Annotated in this window: 10 protein-coding genes; 4 read left to right on the top strand and 6 right to left on the bottom strand. The window is 64.8% G+C overall.

From position 1 onward, the window contains the following. Positions 1 to 36 precede the first annotated feature (36 nt). Complete coding sequence (locus tag GGC64_RS31520; RefSeq protein ID WP_192726545.1) at positions 37 to 4302, top strand: Ig-like domain-containing protein; 4266 nt, start codon at positions 37 to 39, stop codon at positions 4300 to 4302. Here GGC64_RS31520 and GGC64_RS31515 read toward each other — a convergent pair. Next, positions 4299 to 5396 carry a zinc-binding alcohol dehydrogenase family protein gene (locus GGC64_RS31515; RefSeq protein WP_192726544.1) on the bottom strand — a complete coding sequence of 366 codons (1098 nt, stop codon included), beginning with the start codon at positions 5394 to 5396 and terminating at the stop codon, positions 4299 to 4301. The two genes, GGC64_RS31520 and GGC64_RS31515, sit on opposite strands and share 4 nt — an antisense overlap. A gap of 98 nt (positions 5397 to 5494) precedes the next feature. Here GGC64_RS31515 and GGC64_RS31510 point away from each other — a divergent pair, with 98 nt between their 5' ends. Beyond that, entirely contained in the window at positions 5495 to 6385 is an 891-nt protein-coding gene (locus tag GGC64_RS31510) for a LysR family transcriptional regulator (protein WP_192726543.1), read from the top strand. Here the strand turns inward: GGC64_RS31510 and GGC64_RS31505 are convergent. Together GGC64_RS31505 and GGC64_RS31500 are read right to left on the bottom strand one after the other, a co-directional pair. After that, complete coding sequence (locus tag GGC64_RS31505) at positions 6371 to 6817, bottom strand: hypothetical protein (RefSeq protein WP_192726542.1); 447 nt, start codon at positions 6815 to 6817, stop codon at positions 6371 to 6373. The two genes, GGC64_RS31510 and GGC64_RS31505, sit on opposite strands and share 15 nt — an antisense overlap. Before the next feature lie 287 nt (positions 6818 to 7104). Next, positions 7105 to 8004: an AraC family transcriptional regulator gene (locus tag GGC64_RS31500; RefSeq protein WP_192726541.1), complete on the bottom strand. Its 900-nt coding sequence runs from the start codon at positions 8002 to 8004 to the stop codon at positions 7105 to 7107. A 160-nt stretch (positions 8005 to 8164) separates the two neighbouring features. Here GGC64_RS31500 and GGC64_RS31495 point away from each other — a divergent pair, with 160 nt between their 5' ends. Next, complete coding sequence (locus GGC64_RS31495) at positions 8165 to 9247, top strand: aldo/keto reductase (RefSeq protein ID WP_192726540.1); 1083 nt, start codon at positions 8165 to 8167, stop codon at positions 9245 to 9247. A gap of 3 nt (positions 9248 to 9250) precedes the next feature. Here the strand turns inward: GGC64_RS31495 and GGC64_RS31490 are convergent, their stop codons facing one another. Both GGC64_RS31490 and GGC64_RS31485 read right to left on the bottom strand, forming a co-directional pair. Next, complete coding sequence (locus GGC64_RS31490) at positions 9251 to 9643, bottom strand: hypothetical protein (RefSeq protein WP_192726539.1); 393 nt, start codon at positions 9641 to 9643, stop codon at positions 9251 to 9253. A 334-nt stretch (positions 9644 to 9977) separates the two neighbouring features. Continuing rightward, positions 9978 to 10352 carry a hypothetical protein gene (locus GGC64_RS31485; protein ID WP_192726538.1) on the bottom strand — a complete coding sequence of 125 codons (375 nt, stop codon included), beginning with the start codon at positions 10350 to 10352 and terminating at the stop codon, positions 9978 to 9980. A gap of 527 nt (positions 10353 to 10879) precedes the next feature. Here GGC64_RS31485 and GGC64_RS31480 point away from each other — a divergent pair. Beyond that, positions 10880 to 15106, top strand: coding sequence for an Ig-like domain-containing protein (locus GGC64_RS31480; protein WP_192726537.1), 4227 nt, complete (start codon positions 10880 to 10882; stop codon positions 15104 to 15106). On the opposite strand, the gene GGC64_RS31475 is transcribed toward GGC64_RS31480, so the two are convergent. Continuing rightward, the gene (locus GGC64_RS31475; RefSeq protein ID WP_192726536.1) at positions 15103 to 16371 is read right to left on the bottom strand and encodes an amidohydrolase family protein; all 1269 of its coding nucleotides are present in this window, start codon (positions 16369 to 16371) and stop codon (positions 15103 to 15105) included. The genes GGC64_RS31480 and GGC64_RS31475 overlap by 4 nt on opposite strands. Position 16372 lies beyond the last annotated feature (1 nt).

Raw genomic sequence — 16372 nt, 5'->3', positions numbered from 1 at the left:
GATAAGATCTCTGGGGTATTAGGGGAGGTCGGGGGAATGGGCTATGCCAAGTATGTCGGACGCATCGGTGCGCTGGCGGTTGTGCTGGGAGTAGGGACTGCCGTCGCGGAGCCGGTCGGAATCGCTTGGGCGGCTCCCGTCGAATCCGGTACCGAAGTTAATGATTCCGCAAATAATAACGCTGACGACAACACAGTCGGTGGTGGGGCCACGCCTGCGGCTGACGGCGAGCAGGACCAGAACGACCAGGACGCCTCCGGAGGGCTGGAATCCGCCGCGCCAGATGGCGCCGGGGCCGGCGAGCAGTCCGAGCAGAAACCGACATCGTCGGCGACCGACGAGGTCGCGCCTGGCGTAACAGTGTCGAGTTCCGGCGGAGCGCACACCTCCAAACCGGATAACTTGCGGACGCCCCATAAGACGGCGAAGCCTCGGCCTGTCGCCCGGTCACTGAGCGGCAAGAAGGTCGTCGCCGCAGCGGCGACCGCGCAAACCAACACGACGAAGGCCGACGACGCCACACCGAAGGCGACGGCTGCGCCCGTTGCTCCGGTCGCCGTGACCGCGGCAACTGTCGATCTCAAGCCGATGACAGCCGTTGCCACACAGCCTGTTCCGCCGAAAACCACCGTGTCTCCTGTCACTGCCGTGCTCAGCAGGGTGGTGGCGCCGATACTGTCATCGATCCTCGGGGCGATTCCGCGCATTCCGGTGGAGTCACCGCTGGCGTGGATCTTCGCTGCGGCGGCGCGGCGTCAGATCGGTGTGGCAGAGCCGCTGACGACGCAGGCGACCACCTTTGCCCTCACCACCGCCCAGGTCGAGAACCAGGCTCCGACGGTCGATGTCGTTTTCGACACGCCCGTTTCGTCGACCGGCGCAATCAGCGGTCAAGTCGTCGGCACCGATCCCGAGGGGCAGCCCGTGACTTATGCGCTCACGGCAGCGCCGACGAGTGGAACATTGGTATTCGACAGCAGCACAGCGAAATTCACCTACACGCCGACCACTTCGCAGCGGATAGGCGCCGGCGCCACGTCCACTGCGGACACCATCCCGATGACGGTCACGGTGTCCGACGGCACGAACAGCGTGCCCGCAGTCGTCGACATCCCTGTCACCCCGCTGCCAGTCGCGAAGCTGGCCGAGATCGGCGTAGTGAACGACGCTCACGCGGTGGTCGCCACGGCCACCCGCGCCTACGTGACCAACCGGTCTGCCGGCACGGTGACGGTGATCGACACCACTACCAACAACGTGATCGGCACCATCGCGGTCGGACCGACGCCGGATGCATTGGCGATCAAACCCGACGGCACGAAGCTCTACGTCTCGAGCCTCGACAACAACACCGTCACCGTCGTCGACCCGAACACCAAGGCCATAGTCAAGACCATCACAGTTGCCAAACCGACTGCGATGGCGATCAATTCGAGCGGGAGCGTCTTGTACGTCACCAGCCGCGACACTGGCACGGTAACGAAGATAACCACGTCGACAAATACCGTCTCCGGCACCGTGTCGCTTCCCGCCGGATCGCTGCCCACCGGCATCGTCGTCAGCCCCGACAAGACGAAGATCTATGTCATCAGCAACAAGGCCAGCGGCGGCGGCACGGTCGCGGTGTTCGGGTACACCTCTTCCACCGTCACCACGATCGCCAACTTGCCCACTGCTCCAACCAGTTTGGCGGTCAGCCCGGACAACAAGAAGTTGTACGTCAGCTCCGCCGATGGCAAGGTCACCATCTTCGACACGACCACACGCGCCGTCCTGGCCACGCAAACCGTCGCAGGCGTGCCCGCCGGAGTGAACGTGAGCAACGACGGCACTACGCTCTTCGTCACCGACACCGTCGGTCGGGTGGCTGCTCTCGACGCTTCGACAGGATCACTGCTGACCACCGTCGCCACCCGCACCTCCACCACTGCCATGTCGGTCGCGCCGGGAACGACGCTGAGCCCGGACGGCAGGAAGTTGTACATCACCGATTACGACGCCGACAAGGTCTACGTGGTCGCGATGGTGCCACCCAACACTCCGCCGACGGTCGGCACCCCGATCATCAACGCGCCAAGTGCTACGACAGGCACGCTCACCGGCAAGGTCGTGGTGACCGATCAGGACGGCGATCCGTTGACGTATACGGTGACCGCCAAGCCGACGAAGGGCACACTGACACTCAAAGCCGACGGAACGTTCACCTACACCCCGACCGCAACTGCACGACATGCCGCCGCGGCAGACAATGCGCCGGCGTCCGCGCTGTCCGACTCCTTCACGGTGTCGGTGTCCGACGGCCGAGGTGGTGTTGTCACGCCGACCACCACCGTCAGCATCCTGCCTGCCAACAAGGTGCCGACCTATACCCTGTCCACCGGAACACCCAGCAGCGCAACAGGAGTCGTGACAGGCAAGGTCACCGCCTCTGACGGAGACTATGACGTGCGGACCTTCACCGCGAGCACTCCCGCCAAGGGCACCGTCGTGCTCAAGTCGACAACGTCATCGACGACGTTCACCTACACGCCGACGGCCGAAGCGCGCCACGCCGCCGCCAAACTCGGTGCGAGCGCTGCCGACAAGACGGACACGTTCACGGTCACAATCAGCGACGGCCACGGCGGCGTCGTCCCGGTGTCGGTGACGGTCGGGATCAGCCCAACCAACTATGCACCTACCGGAGCCACGGTCAGCGGCTTGTTCACCGACCTCAACGATGGCCGTGTCACCGGCACGGTGGCCGCCACCGACGTGAACAACGACCCGTTGTCTTACAGCTCGACGACACCGACCAAGGGGGCGTTGGTCTTCGGCGCCAACGGATCGTTCACCTACACGCCGACGGACGCGGCTCGCGAGGCGGCATCGGCCCCGAATGCCACCACCGCCACGAAGACCGACCCGGTTACCGTCACAATCGCCGACGGATACGGCGGAACCACCACCGTCGCGTTGAAACTTGCGGTCGCCCCGTACGGCCACGTGAACTCGGCGCCGACGAATGGTAGCGCGACGGTGGGCGACCCTAACATCGGCATCGGACAGGTGAACGGCACCCTGCTCGCCGACGACCCCGAGCGGGACCTGCTGACCTATTCGTTGGCTACCGGGCCCAGCAAGGGCGTCGTGACCCTCGATCCGACAGGGACATTCACATACGTGCCGAATGTCGAAGCAAGGTGGGGCGCAAAGACCACCGAGGGCGTGGACACCGACCAGTTCTCGGTGACAGCCGACGACGGTTACGGCGGGACAACAACATTCACCGTCGCAGTCACCGTTGCGCCACCGTCGACGTCGGCTCTGGCCATCGACCAGCGCGGCACCACAGTGGGGATGAACGCCCAAGAGATGTATGGGTATACGCAATCCCAGACCGACAAGGCGCTCGACCTGTTGAAGGCCGATGGCGTCGACACCATTCGGGTCCTGATTCCGTGGACGGGTGTCGAGGCGTCGAACGATGTCTGGACGTGGTCGGCGGTGGACCGGATGGTCAACTCCGCCAACGCACGTGGCATGTCGGTGATCGGCATACTGAACTCGCCGCCGGATTGGGCGATGGTGCCCGGATCGCCGACGCTTGGTGGTCCGCCCGCCGATCCCGCGGAATACGCCGAGTTCGCCAGCATGGTCGCGACACGTTATGCGGGAAAGGTCGCGGCCTACGAGGTGTGGAACGAGCCGAATTATTACCGGTTCTGGGAACCCACACCGGATCCGGCGGCGTACACCGTGATCCTCAAGGCTGCGTATACCGCGATCAAGGCGGCAGACCCGAATGCCGTTGTGGTAGCCGGTGGTATTGCGGCGGCGCCCGACTCCGGTACCCAGGCCATGGATTCCGTGCGGTTCGTCACCGGGATGTATGAGGCCGGCGCCGCAGGCTATTTCGACGCGCTGTCCTTCCACCCCTACTCCATGACGCTGTTCTCCCAAGGTGGCTCGGTATCCGGTTCGCCGCTACTGTTGGCCAATCAGATCCACGACGTGATGGTCGCCTACGGCGATGGAAACAAGAAGATCTGGGCCACGGAGTACGGTCAGTCGTCCCAGCTGGTGACAGAAGCCGGCCAGGCCGCCTACATCGACGACTTCCTGAGCACGTGGCGGAATCTCGACTATGCCGGTCCGGCATACATCCACACCATTCGAGATCTCGCCACATTCGATCTCGCCCAGGGCACGATGGGCGTCTACCACCAGGACTGGACGGAGAAGCCGGCAGTGGACGTCATCGAGTCGATCATCGATGAGAACCAGGCGTTCCTGGCCGGGGGCGGGGGCATCGAACTCTAGGCCGGGCGAGGCTGATTCGGGAGCAGAACGGTCCGGTCAAAGGCGCCCGCGTGTGCCGCCGCGTGAGCGACCGCTTCGTTGGCATCGTCGAGAGAGAACGTCGTCACGCGTTCGTGGTCGAGGTCGAGCACACCGCTGCGGAGCAGCCGAATCATCTGCGCATTGGCCGTTCTCGGGTACATCCACTGACCGCGGACGGTCACCGAGTTCAGCATCAGCCACGGGTAGGGCAGCGCCAGGTCATCGGCGCCGGCCATGCCCACCCCACCCATCAGCACGACCCGTCCGTACTCGCGAACCGTCATTGCCGCTGCCCGAACCGCTGATGCAGGCGCGTTCGGCGGAAGAAGGTCGAGCACGACGTCGATGGGTTCGGGTGAGGCAGCCTGCATCGCGCTTCGGTCGGCCTCCACGTCGCCGGTCAGTTTGACCGTCCGGATCCGGTCGCCGAACCGGGACTCCAAGTCGGCGAGGACCGCTTCGTTTCGCCCGGGGCAGATGACCGTCGCGGCGCCCATCGCCAAGCCGACGGCGACTCCAGCGCTGCCGAAGTTCCCGGTAGCCCCGCTGGCAAGAAGCGTCTCGCCCGGTTGAAAGCCTGCGGCAAGCAGGCCGCCGTAGGGTACAAGCACGATGCCGATCGCGCTCAAGCGCGGGAGATCCGCGATGTCGGCGTCGCCAAGAGGGACAGCGTTTTCGGTCGGGACCACCATCTGCTCGGCGAATGGCCCATCGTGGAAGTAACGCGACAACCGTAATCCGCCTTCGCCGCGCGAAGCCCAGCCCTGCAGCGTGATATCCGGCGTGTGGGCGTCGTCGCGAGACCTCACAGTGGAGTCGCACCAGACTAGGTCGCCCGCGCGCAGGGCGGTTGCATCGGGGCCCGCCGTAACCACCCGACCGATCGCGCCGACACCCGAAATCACTGGTGGCTCAAGGGGATTATTGCGTCCTCCGCTGAATATCTCGGCGGCATAAGGCGGAATGCACGTAGCCAACACGTCCACAAGCACCTCGCCAGTGCCGACCTTCGGGTCAGGTACATCACCGATCACCAGGGGCTTTCCGAATGCCTCGAGTACAGCTGCTTTCATGTCGTTCTCCTTCCCTCGTCATGGCTCAACAGCGACGCTACGAATATTCATGCCATGCGGCGAACGAAACATCGTCATACGTGCTATGACAAAACGTCATGGAGCCTTCACTGACAGGTCTGCGCATTCTTCGTGCGGTCGCGGACAGGGGCAGCTTCACCGCTGCTGCGCGAGAGCTTGGATACACCCAGTCGGCGGTCTCGCGGCAGGTCGCCACCCTGGAACGTGAGGTAGGTGCAATGCTCTTCGAGCGGGCAGGCGGTGTGCGGCTTACCGCTGAGGGCCTGGTCCTCCTCCGGCACGCTCGGGTGATCCTCGACGAAATCGCCACGGCCAAGCGCGAACTGGAAGGAGAGGATGCCAGTGTCCAGGAAGTCCGGCTGGGCGCTTATGTGAGCGCAGGCGCCGTCCTGCTGCCGCGAACTCTGCGCGCCCTGCGTGACGCCCGGCCGGATATCCGGGTGATCACGCGCGAGGGTACGACGCCCGCGCTCGTGCGTGCCCTGCGGGCAGGCACCATCGATCTCGCCGTCGTGGCATCGCGCCCGCCCTATCGGCCTCCCGACTATGAACTGCCGGCACTGGCGACCGTTGTCCTCGACGAGACCACACTCGCCATTGCCGCACCGGCGACCGGTCGGTTCGCCGGTCGCACCACGGTTACGACGGCTGAACTCGAAGGCGTCGACTGGATCGCAAGCCCGACCACTGGAGGCGAGTCACTACTGGGTGTGTGGCCGGGCCTGGCCGGACGGCCGAGAATCAGGCACACCGCCAGGGATTGGCTGACAAAACTCCAGCTGGTCGCCGCTGGTTGCGGGCTGACGACGGTGCCGCCGAACCTGACCGCGGTGCTGCCTGAGGGGATCCGGATACTTCACGTTGAAGACGCCTCGCAGGCCGAGCGACGGAGGACGCTGGTGGCGCGACTGCCGAGCCGGCCGACACCGGCCGTCGCCGCTGTAGTCGACGCCCTACGCACTCGATAGTCCGTCGTAGACCTTCTTGTAGTACGACGACAAGATCCGTGGGCCGACGAACCGCATCATGGTCACCCCGATCGCGGAGGTCAGGCTCTTCGAGGTCTGCTCCCACTCGCCGTGCACTGCGCTGCCGCCCCCGGTTCGGGGTGTCGCGGCCAACTTCATGTATCCGCCCGGCTGGAGCGAGTCGCTGTCGATGATCGTCAATGTGACCGATCCGGGAGTCGACCAGTCGTAGTGCCATGTCGCCCACACCTTCGGGAAGTCCTGCCCCTCACGGATATCGGCGTCGGTCTCACCGAGGCGATACACCTCGAACGCCTTCGCCGACGACGCAGGCCAGCGGTCGATCCGGCGGGCCGAGAAGTCGGTCATCAGTTCGATGACCTGTTCGGGGGTCGCGGTGGTCACGAAGTCGAATTCGAACTTGGCGTGCACGGGCCGAAGGTATCAGCGGTGTCACACGCGCATGGCAAGCTCGCCGGACGATCGGCCGCAGAGGCCGCCGTACGGATGCTGCTGGCCGACTCTTACTGAAGGTGTTTGTGGGGCTGGTGTGACATAACGCCGCGCTACTGCGCCGCCCGGGCCACTTTGATAACCCCTGTAGTGCCCTTTGCGTGTTGAAGTAGGGAAACACCTGATTCCTTGGAGCCCGCTGTTAGCCAAACTGGTTGTTGTGGGACCGGGCCCCGCGCGGGGGAGGCGGGAGCCTGGTTTCACATTCACAGGGATGCGGCCATCGGCCTCTCGACCCGTAAGCGATCTGCGTCCTGCCCTGGCGGTGCGCCGAAGAGGCGCCGATACTCGCGATTGAACTGTGAGGGACTGTCGTAGCCGACGCGATGCCCGACTCCTGCGATGTCTCCTGGGTGCGCGAGCAGTAATGAACGCGCTTGCTGCAGACGGATGCGTTTTTGAAATTGCAAGGGGCTCATGGCTGTTACCGCACGAAAGTGCCGATGAAACGCCGAGACGCTCATCCCGGACAGGCGAGCGAGGTTATCGACTCGCATTGGCTCCGCGTAGTTGTCGCGGATCCAGCCGATCGCGCGGCTGACATGTGACAGGTCGCTGTCGGCCAGGCCGATTTGGCGAACGGTGCCTCCCAGCGGCCCGCCGAGCACCCGCCAGAGGATCTCTTGGGCTATCAGGGGCGCGAGCACTGGCGCGTCCGCGGGTTGATCGAGCAACCGCAGCATCCGCGCCGCGGCGTCGAGCAGTTCAGCGTCCGCCTTGCCCGTCGCGATCGCGGGCGCGGTTGGGCCGCCGCGCGGCCACCGGCTGGGCGCCGCTTGCAGCAGCAACGCGGCGATGGCGGCCGGCCGCAGGACCAGAGCCATTCCCAATGCGTGGCCGCTGTCCTCGGTGTCGATCCAGTGGCCGGTAACCGGAAGGTTCGCCGTCACGACAAGGCAATCACCTGCACGGTATTCGTGCATTTGGTCGCCGAGAAGCAGCTGCTTGCCGCCCTGCGCCATGATGACCAGCAGCGGCTCGGTGAGCGAATACTCCGGTGCCGCAACGGTGATCCGCGTCTTTGACAGCAGCAGCCCGTCGATTGGCGTCGTCATGTCCGGCCGGGCATGGGCCGCGATGCGGTCGCGGATCTCGACCAGGCGCATGTCGGACACACCTCACCCAATCATGCGGACCAATCGGCTTGCAACACGATCCGGGCAAGTCAAATAGGATTGTGCAAGGCCTTGCAACTATTGGCCTACCGTCAAGCTGGGGGTCTGCGATGTGATCGATGCGTCCATTTCAACAATCAGGAGCACGATCATGCCACTCGATCACTACGTCACCCTCGGCCGGTCTGGGTTGCGCGTCAGCCCGTTTGCACTCGGCGCGATGACCTTCGGCGAGGATCCTGGCGCCGCCGGCACCAGTGTCGAGGAGTCCGAGAAGATCCTGGAGACCTACCTCGATCGCGGCGGAAACTTCATCGACACCGCGAACTTCTATACCAATGGCCACTCGGAAAAGATCCTTGGCGACTGGTTCGCGGCGCATCCGGGTCGGCGCGAGCACGTCGTCGTCGCATCGAAGTTCTTCGGCAACATGTTTCCCGGCGACCCGAACGGTGGCGGGGCGGGCCGCGGCTCGATCATCGCCCAGTTGCATGAGTCATTGCGCCGCCTCAACACCGACTACGTGGACCTGTATTGGTTGCACAACTGGGACCGGCACACGCCGATCGAGGAGACGATGCGTACTCTCGACGACTTGGTGCGGGCAGGCAAGATCCGCTACATCGGGTTCTCCAACACGCCGGCATGGGTGACTGCGCAAGCGCAAACCACCGTGATGCTGCGGGGTTGGACTTCTCTCATCGCCCTGCAGGTCGAATATTCGCTGCTGGCCCGCACAGTCGAGGGTGAGATCGCGCCGCTGGCCCAACAACAAGGCATGGCGCTGGTTCCGTGGAGCCCGCTGAAAAACGGCTTCCTGTCGGGCAAGTATCGGCGGGGTGCCGACGTGGTCGACTCGGCGCGCGCCGCCTTCGTCGGTGGGCCAACCGACGAAGAGTTCGACGTGATCGACACCGTCAGCGCGATTGCCGACGCCCTCGAAACACCTTCAGCCGCAGTAGCTTTAGCGTGGCTTCTTTCACGGTCGCAGACCGTGGTGCCGATCGTCGGAGCCCGCCGGTTGCACCACCTTGAGAGCAATCTCGCCGCGCTCGACGTGACACTGACTGCCGAGCACCTTCGTGCGCTCGACGCCGTCTCGGCGCCGACACTCAACTATCCGGCAGAAGTAAACGGGACGATCCGGTCCATGCTGCAGTTCGCGGGGACAACGGTCGACGGTGAACCTTCCACCGTGTATCCGCCCCTCCTCGCAAGCGATATGCGCTACTGACCGTCAGAACGGCGGCGGCGGCAACGGAATCGACGGCGCGGGCGGCAGCGGCACCTCGGGCGGGGGCGGCAGCTGCGGCGGAGGCGGCAGCGGGAGCCCCAGCGGGATCGCGGGCAGACCGAGCGATACCCCGACCGGGACCGTAACCTGCACCGGCGACGGAATGTCGATCGGCGGCGGAGGCGGAACGTCGAACGGTGCCGGAGGCAGATCCAAGTTGTTCAGCGGCCACGGCAGCCCGTTGTCGTGGATGGGTTCGGCCTGTTGTTCGTCGCGCTGGCTCTCGCCTTCGTGGTTGGCGGGATCGGACGCCGCGGTCTGTTCGGTGGCTAGTTCCGGACCGGCCGGATCAGCGCCCGCGATACCGGCGCCGTGGAGCAGTGCGCTCAAGCTCATCGCGCTTCCGACAGTTGCTCCAGCCACGATGAGCCTCAAGTTCAAGATCACTCCTAGGTGTCGACCCGCTCACAATAGGCGTAGAAATGCCGAATGTCGCTGCGACCAAGCCGATTTCGACTTCGGGCGGCGGCGTCAATTATCGCCGGAGTCAACGCGGGCAATGTCCTTCGGGGGCAGCCAACGGGTAGAGACCTTGCTGTCGGCACACCGCCCGTGCACGGTGGCAAAGTAAGCAGTCGTTAGCGACGAACTTCCAAACTGCTGCGCGATCATCGGAATTCTGCAGTCCACCCCTGAGCCTGCCCCCAACGAGGCAGGCTCAGGGCGGAGGCTATGCACAGCGCAGGGGGTGCAACAGGTCGAAAAGTGGTCCGGCACAAGGCCCGACCCAGCTTGGCGGCGGTGCCCAGCCTGGCGGTGGATACCAGCCTGCAGGTGGGGTCCAGTCCGGAGGTGGCGCCCAGCCGATCGGCGGCACCCAACCGGGTGCTGGGTAGCCGTCGTTCCAGCCCGGGCCCCATTCCGGGTGATGCCAGTCGCCCGGGTGTGGTCGACCCGGCCCGTACGGTCCCCAGTCGGTCGCGAAGCCGCCCGCTGCTGCAACGGGAACTGCCGCTGATGCGACGCCAGGTGCGACCAGGGTGGCTGCGATCGACACTCCTGCTGCCGCCACCGCAAGCGCATGTAGCGATGGTCTTCTCAACACGGATCTACTCCCTTCATTACCCAGTGGTGCAATGCATCTCGACGCTAAGTCGATTGGTTGGGAACGCGAACAATGTGCGCTTGAGGAGTGCTGTGACGGCCTGACCACGCTGTGCGAACCTCTGATGTCGTTGAGAATCCCCTGCCAACGCCGTCGTCACCGAGCTTGCTGACAGACGGCGCCGCGACAGCGGGCCCATCGATTACGTTGCGTCTCAACTCGACTAATCGTGTTGCTCAGCAAATCCAGCAAACACGGTACGTTAGTGGGTACAGCAAATTTAGCCTGCGTGCGGCGTCGGGAATCAGCATTCCACGGCGCGTTCGCTCGCGCACGGGCCCCACAGCAATTTCATAGCTTTGAGCTGGAGTGTTGACGGTTTCGTTGAATTTTGAGAGATTACTGTCAGGATTCATCGAGCCGTTACGCACAGCTTTGCCCGAACCGAATAGCTTGCGCAGCAAACAGTAGTTTGCCGTGTAGCGGACTCGCGTCCTGACGACTAGCGACGAAAAGGGGCGGTGGCCATGGCATGCAGCAGGGCGGGGCACAGTAGATACATCGGACGCGTCGGAGCGTTGGCTGTCGCGCTAGGCATCGGGACCGCCATCGCGGCGCCTGCGGGATCGGCGTGGGCAACGCCGACCGAGTCCGACACCTCGACCGCAACGTCGGATTCCAGTGCGGCGACGGCGGATCAACCGTCGAACGCCGAAACTGATTCGAAAACAGCCGAATCCACATCGACCGCCAAGACCACCACCGCGTCGAGCACCGGTGAAGGTGAAGCACATAAGTCCGACACCGCCGAACAGAGCGTGAAAAAGAAGAAGCCGCCGACTGCACGCAAGACCACTCGTGAAACCAGCGGCGCCACCACGCACGTCGACAACCGCAGGGTGAAGCCCGCGAAGGACGCGGAGTCCAAGGCGCCAGCGTCGACCGCTACTTCTGCTGCTGTCCAACAGGATTCGGTGGCCGTCGTCACCACCGCCGCCGCGACGACGTCCCCGGCGACGACGACCACACGCCAGGAGTCCGTGCAGAAGACGGTTGCGTCCCCGGTCGCCGCCGTCGTGCGCAATCTGGTGTCGTCGTTCCTCGGAGCAGTGTCCGGCGGTGTATCGGAGTCACCATTGGCATGGGTGTTCCTGGCCGCGGCGCGACGACAGATAGGCGAAACCGAAGAGACAACCACGACGACGTTGAGCGCGACGACGACGTCCGCCGTCGTGGCGGCTGCTGCGACGAATCAACCGCCCACGGTGTCACCGACGTTCGGCACGCCAGATCCCACGACGGGCACGGTCACCGGTCAGCTGGGAGCGACCGATCCCGAGGGCCAGCCGCTGTCGTACACCGTGAGCAGTGCGCCGAGTTCGGGCACTCTGTCATTAGACAGTGCGACAGGGAATTTCACGTACACCCCGACAACGGCCCAGCGGATAAGCGCGGGACTGACCACCGCCGACGACACCATCGCGATGACAGTCACGGTGTCCGACGGGACCAATGCCGTGGCCTCCGTGATCAACATTCCGGTCGGCGCAGCCGCCATCACCAAGACCGGCGACCTGACCGTAACCGGTGGCGGCGCGGTCGCCACCACCAACAACCGGGCCTACGTCACCAACAAGAGCACCGGCACCGTGACCGTGATCGACACGACGACCAACACCGTCGTCGGCACCATCAACGTCGGCGCGACACCGGACGGCCTGGTGGTGAAACCCGACGGCACTCGGCTCTACGTGTCGAGCACCGACGGCAACACGGTGACCGTGGTTAATACCACGACCAACACGGTGGTGACCACCATCGCCGTGGCCAAACCCACTGCGATGGCGATCAATTCGAGTGGCAGCGTGTTGTACGTCGCCAACTACGACGCCGGTACCGTGACCAAGATCAGCACGACCACCAATGCGGTGTCCGGCGCGGCCGTCACGTTGCCTTCGGGCTCGCATCCTACCGAGATCACGGTCAGCCCCGACAAGACCAAGATCTATGTGCTGAGCGTCATGGCTGACGGTTCGACCGGGCTGTCCGCGTTCGCCTTGTCGTCCTCGTCGGCAACGGCATGGACAAACCTGAGCGGTACGGCGACGGGTGCCGTTGTCAGTCCGGACAACTCGCGGCTGTACATCACCACCAACAACGGAACCAACAGCACGGTTACCGTCGTCAACACCACGACAAAGGCCACAGTCGGCAGTTTCGCGGTCAGCGGTGTGCTCTCGGGCGTCACCGTCAGCAACGACGGCAGCACACTGATCGTCGCAGACACCAAAGGCAAGATCACCACGCTCAATTCGGCAACGGGCGCAACGCTTTCCACGCTGTCGACGCGCTCGGTGACAACAACAATGTCGCAACTGCCCGGCCTCGCGATGAGCCCGGACGGGACGAAATTCGTCCTGACCGATTACGACCTCAATCGAGTCCGCGTGGTGTCATTGACCGCCGTTGCGGGCGGCGGCACCGTCAACCAACCTCCGGTGGCGGCGCCGACGGTTGGCAGTGCAGATCCCACGACGGGTGCGGTGTCGGGAGCGATCAACGGCAGCGACCCGAACGGAGACTCGCTGACCTACACCGTCGCAGGTGCGCCCACGAAGGGCTCGCTGGTCCTCAACGCCGACGGCACGTTCACCTACACGCCGACCGCCACGGCACGCCACGCCGCGGCCACCACCGGCGCGACCACGTCGCTGACCACCGACACCTTCACGGTCACCGTGTCCGACGGCCGACAAGGGACGACGACCGCGACCGTGACGATCAACATCTCGCCGACCAACACCGTCCCGACGGTTCGGTCCACCACCCCGATCGCGAGCAGCACGACCGGCCAGTCGAAGGGCCAGGCGGTCGGCAGCGACGCCGACGGGGACAAGCTGACGTACACGTCGAGCACGCCTGCCAAGGGCACCGTAACGTTCTCGGGCAGCATCTACACCTATACGCCCACCGCCGCGGCGCGGCACGCAGCGGCCAAGGTCGGGGCGACCGCGGCCGACAAGACCGACACGTTCACCATCACCGCCGATGACGGCCACGGCGGCACCGCGACCGTGACGGTCACAGTGTCGATCCCCGGCGCCAACGCCGCACCCACCAGCGGGTCGGCCGCCGTCACCAGCACCAACACCACCACGGGCACGGTCACCGGAAAGGTCACCGCGGTAGACACCGACGGCGACGCATTGACCGTCACCTCCTCGGCGCCCGGCAAGGGAGCGCTGACCATCAACTCCGACGGCACCTTCAGCTACACGCCGACGGCCGCGGCGCGCCTGGCCGCGTCGGCCGCGACCGCCCCGGACTCGGCCAAGGTCGATCCGGTCACCTTCACCATCTCCGATGGCTACGGTGGCACGACGACGGTCGCGTTCTCGCTGCCGGTGACTCCGTACAGCACCGTCAACCAGGCGCCCACCAACGTGCAGACGTCGGTGAACAACCCGACGGTGGCAATCGGTGAGGTGGACGGCACCGTGTCTGCAACCGACCCCGAGGGCGGCGCCCTGAGCTACACCGTCAAGACAGGACCGAATCTGGGCAGCGTGGCCCTGAATGCGACGACAGGCAAGTTCAGTTACACCCCCGACGTTGCGGCCCGGTATCTCGCGGCGGCGACCACAGACGCGGACACCGATTCGTTCACGGTGAACATCACCGACAACGCGGGCAACACCGTCCAGACGACCGTGACCGTGACCGTGGCACCGCCGGATTCGTCGGCTTCGTCGATCGATCAGCGCGGCACCACCGTCGCGATGAACGTCCAAGAGATGTACTTCTATTCGCAGGCCGACACCGACAAGGCGTTCGACCTGTTGAAGGCGGACGGCGTCACCAGCGTGCGCATGCTGATCCCGTGGGCGGGCGTCGAGGCGACCAACAACACCTACAACTGGACGGCCATCGACCGGATGGTGAATTCCGCTGTCGCACACGATATGACGATTCTCGGTGTGGTGGATTCGACGCCGACGTGGGCCGGCGTCTCCGGCGGGGCGCCGTTGTCCGCCGCGCCCGCCGATCCGGCCGAGTTCGCCTCGTTCATGGGCGCGCTCGCCACGCGGTACAAGGGGAAGATCGGTGCCTACGAGATCTGGAACGAGCCGAACGGTTACCAGTTCTGGTCGCCTGCGCCCGATGCCGCGGCGTATACGGCACTGCTGAAGGCGGCCTATCCGGTGATCAAGGCCGCGGACCCGAACGCGGTCGTCATCGCCGCCGGCCTCGGCTCGGTGATCTCCTTCGGCACGCTGACCATCGACCCGGTCACCTACCTTCAGGAGATGTACGACGCTGGGGCACAAGGGTATTTCGACGCAGTCGCCTACCACCCGTACCTGTATTCCAAACTGTTCTCGACGCCCAGCCCCTATGCGAGTGCGCCGATCAATCAGGTCGAAGCGATGCACGCGATCATGGTCGAGTACGGGGACGGCGCCAAGCAGATCTGGGCCACCGAGTACGGCCAGCCCTCCGACTACGTCTCGGAGCAGAACCAGGCCGACTACATCGCCGACTTCCTGCGGACATGGCGCAATTTGTCGTACGCCGGACCCGCGTTCATCGACACCATCAAAGACACCGGCAGCGCCGACGACAATTCGTCGACTCTCGGTGTGTACCACCTGGATTGGACTCCGAAGCTGGCCGTGGCCGTGATCGAGCAGATCATCGAGGAGAACCAAGCCATCATCGCCGAGGAGGAAGCCCAGTCCGCGACCAACCTCTAGAACGCGTCAGGGTCTGCCTGGATCGCGGCCGGAACCGGGTGCTGGTAGAGCCGAGACGCGTTCTCCCAGGTGACCTTTCGGATGATGTCGGCGGGCAGTCCGTTGATCTGCTCGTGGATCGTTCGCTGGGTGTGTGGCCAGGTGGAGTCGCAATGCGGGTAGTCGGCCTCGAGCAGGATGTTGTCCGAACCGATCCGGTCGTGCTGGATGAACGATGACTGATCCTCGACCGCGCAGAACCAGAAGTTGCGCTTCAGCACCTCAGCGGGTGTCAGCGTTTCACCGAGCGCCCGCCACGTGCCGTACATCTCGTGGTAGCTGAGCATGTGGTCGAGTCGATCGAGAAGTCCTGCCACCCAACCGATCCCACCCTCGGAGAGGCAGATCTTGAGGTCGGGATACCGGGTGCAGACGCCCGAATACAGCCAGTCGACGGCCGCCGAGATGGCGTAGGCGAAGAACAGCACACCGACGACGTCGGGTGGAGCGTCGTCGGTCGTCGACGGCGAGGTACCTGACGAACCGATGTGCAGGTTCACCACTGTCCCGGTGTCGGCGCATGCCGCCAGCATCGGCTCCCAGTATCCGGAGTGGATGGTCGGCAGGCCGAGCAACGCCGGGTTCTCGCTGAATGTGACCGCGTGGTAGCCGCGTTCGGCGTTCTCGTAGATCATCTTCGCGCTGACCTCGGGGTCGAGCAGCCACGGGAGCTGGCACGGGATGATCCGGTCCGGATAGGAGCCTGCCCACGCCTCGATGTGCCAGTCGTTCCAGGCGCGCACGCATGCCATCGCGAGGTCACGGTCGTTGGTGACCTGCTGCAGTCGCTGCCCTGCGAAGCCGGGCAGGAACGACGGGAAGTTCAGCGACGCGTAGACGCCGTTGAGGTCCATGTCCTTCACGCGTTCGTGGATATCCCAAGCGCCGCGGCGCATTTCGTCGAAGCGGGCCGGTTCGAACCCGTATTCCTCGACCGGGCGGCCCACCACCGCGTTGAAGCCGACGTTCGGCAGCGACTGTCCGTCGTACATCCAGGTCTGTCCGCCGTCGTCGGTGTCGACGACCCGTGGGGCGCGGTCGGCGAACTTCTGCGGCACCCGACCCTCGAAGGTGTCGGGGGGTTCGACGATGTGGTCGTCGACGGAGATCACGGTGTAGAGGCGGTCGGCCCGCTCGGGTTCGGCCAGGAAGGTGACGCTGCGGTCGCCTCCGGTTTTGGCGGTGGTGAAATTCAGATTCGCCGACATCTCGTCGATCGAGGCCATG

Source organism: Mycobacterium sp. OAS707 (genome assembly GCF_014873705.1).
Lineage (GTDB): Bacteria > Actinomycetota > Actinomycetes > Mycobacteriales > Mycobacteriaceae > Mycobacterium.
Note: the sequence above shows the minus strand (reverse complement) of the source record. Positions and strands in the feature narration are given on the sequence as shown.

What these genes read in the sequence shown, in the direction of transcription:
- GGC64_RS31520 (WP_192726545.1), top strand. Translation starts at nt 37, where the DNA reads ATGGGCTATGCCAAGTATGTCGGACGCATCGGTGCGCTGGCGGTTGTG.
- GGC64_RS31515 (WP_192726544.1), bottom strand. Translation starts at nt 5,396, where the DNA reads ATGAAAGCAGCTGTACTCGAGGCATTCGGAAAGCCCCTGGTGATCGGT.
- GGC64_RS31510 (WP_192726543.1), top strand. Translation starts at nt 5,495, where the DNA reads ATGGAGCCTTCACTGACAGGTCTGCGCATTCTTCGTGCGGTCGCGGAC.
- GGC64_RS31500 (WP_192726541.1), bottom strand. Translation starts at nt 8,004, where the DNA reads ATGCGCCTGGTCGAGATCCGCGACCGCATCGCGGCCCATGCCCGGCCG.
- GGC64_RS31495 (WP_192726540.1), top strand. Translation starts at nt 8,165, where the DNA reads ATGCCACTCGATCACTACGTCACCCTCGGCCGGTCTGGGTTGCGCGTC.
- GGC64_RS31490 (WP_192726539.1), bottom strand. Translation starts at nt 9,643, where the DNA reads ATGAGCTTGAGCGCACTGCTCCACGGCGCCGGTATCGCGGGCGCTGAT.
- GGC64_RS31480 (WP_192726537.1), top strand. Translation starts at nt 10,880, where the DNA reads ATGGCATGCAGCAGGGCGGGGCACAGTAGATACATCGGACGCGTCGGA.
- GGC64_RS31475 (WP_192726536.1), bottom strand. Translation starts at nt 16,371, where the DNA reads ATGGCCTCGATCGACGAGATGTCGGCGAATCTGAATTTCACCACCGCC.